Here is a 1,612-nt window from a genome sequence, read left to right as displayed (position 1 = left end):
AACCTGCACTATAAAGACTTCGCCGTCTGGCAGAATGAACCTGAGCAGGCCGAACGGATGAAAGACCATGAGCGTTATTGGCTCTCCGCATTTTCCGGCGAGCTTCCTGAATTGAATCTGCCGACCGATTTCCCCCGTCCGCCGGTTCAAAGTTTTAAAGGACAATCCGTCCGTTTCAGAGCGGGGCGTGAAACGGAAAAAGCGGTGCGTGAATTAATGGAATCATCGGGAGCGACTCTTCATATGGTGCTTCACGCCGCGTTCCATGTCTTTTTGAGCAAAATCACGGGGCAGCGCGATATCATTATCGGCTCGGTGACCGCCGGAAGAACGAGCGCCGAAGTTCAGGAAATGCCGGGGATGTTTGTCAATACGCTTGCGCTTCGCAATGAAACGCGCAAAGAGCAAACCTTCGCCGGGCTGCTCGAACAGGTGAAACAAACCAATCTCGACGCGCTGGCGCATCAGGATTATCCGTTTGAGGATCTGATCGGAAAGCTTGACCTGCCGAGAGATATGAGCCGAAATCCGTTGTTCCAAGTCATGGTGACGACAGAAGATCCGGATAAAGAAACACTGGAACTGGAGAACCTGCGCATCACTCCGTATGAGTCGAACCAAGGCACGGCGAAATTCGATCTGACACTCGGCGGCTTTACGGATCAAGAAGGTCTCGGCCTTCAGTTTGAATATGCGGCTGATCTGTTTAAAAAAGAAACAATTGAAAAGTGGAGCGCCGGGTTCCTGCGGATTCTGAAGCAAGCGGCAGAAAGTCCGGACAGAAAGCTGCCTGAGATTTCACTGATCAGCGATGCTGAAAAACAAGCCCTCCTTGACGAATGGAAAGGAAAAACAATTTCTGTGCCGCGGGACAAAACGGTTCACCGTCTCTTTGAAGAAACGGCCGCCCGCTACGCGGACCGGCCGGCCGCGGCATACAACGGCGCGAAATGGACGTACGGCGAGCTGAACGCAAGGGCGAATCGCATCGCGCGCATTCTCATGGACTGCGGCGTCACGGCTGACGAGCGTGTCGGCATCCTGACGAAACCGTCCTTGGAAATGGCCGCGGGCGTACTCGGCGTCCTGAAAGCGGGCGCGGCATTTGTGCCGATTGACCCCGACTACCCGGAAGAGCGGATCAGCTACATTCTGCAGGACAGCGGCGCGAAGCTTCTTCTCACACAGGAAGCGCTGGGCGTGCCGGACAGCTACAAAGGAGAAACGATCCTGCTTGACGGCGGACGCTCCATTCTGAGCCTGCCGCTTGATGAAAATGATGAAGCGAACCCGCAGACGGAAACAACGGCGGATCATCTCGCTTATATGATTTACACGTCAGGAACGACCGGACAGCCGAAAGGTGTCATGGTCGAACACCATGCGCTGGTGAACCTGTGCTTCTGGCATCACGACGCATTCGCCATGACGGCGGATGATAAAAGCGCCAAATACGCGGGCTTCGGTTTTGACGCCTCCATCTGGGAGATGTTCCCGACATGGACCATCGGCGCGGAACTTCACGTCATTGACGAAGCGATCCGGCTGGATATCACCCGCTTAAATCACTATTTCGAAGAGCACGGCGTGACCATCACCTTCCTGCCTACGC

General features: G+C 54.8%; 1 protein-coding gene. It reads left to right on the top strand.

Annotation, left to right across the window (positions count from 1 at the left end; translation table 11 throughout):
• Positions 1-1,612: non-ribosomal peptide synthetase (locus ACFVQB_RS34340; RefSeq protein ID WP_379449863.1), on the top strand; the 1,612-nt coding region annotated here is incomplete at both ends.

The sequence above is a fragment of the Paenibacillus sp. NPDC057886 genome (assembly GCF_042796655.1).
GTDB lineage: Bacteria > Bacillota > Bacilli > Paenibacillales > Paenibacillaceae > Paenibacillus.
Note: the sequence above shows the minus strand (reverse complement) of the source record. Positions and strands in the feature narration are given on the sequence as shown.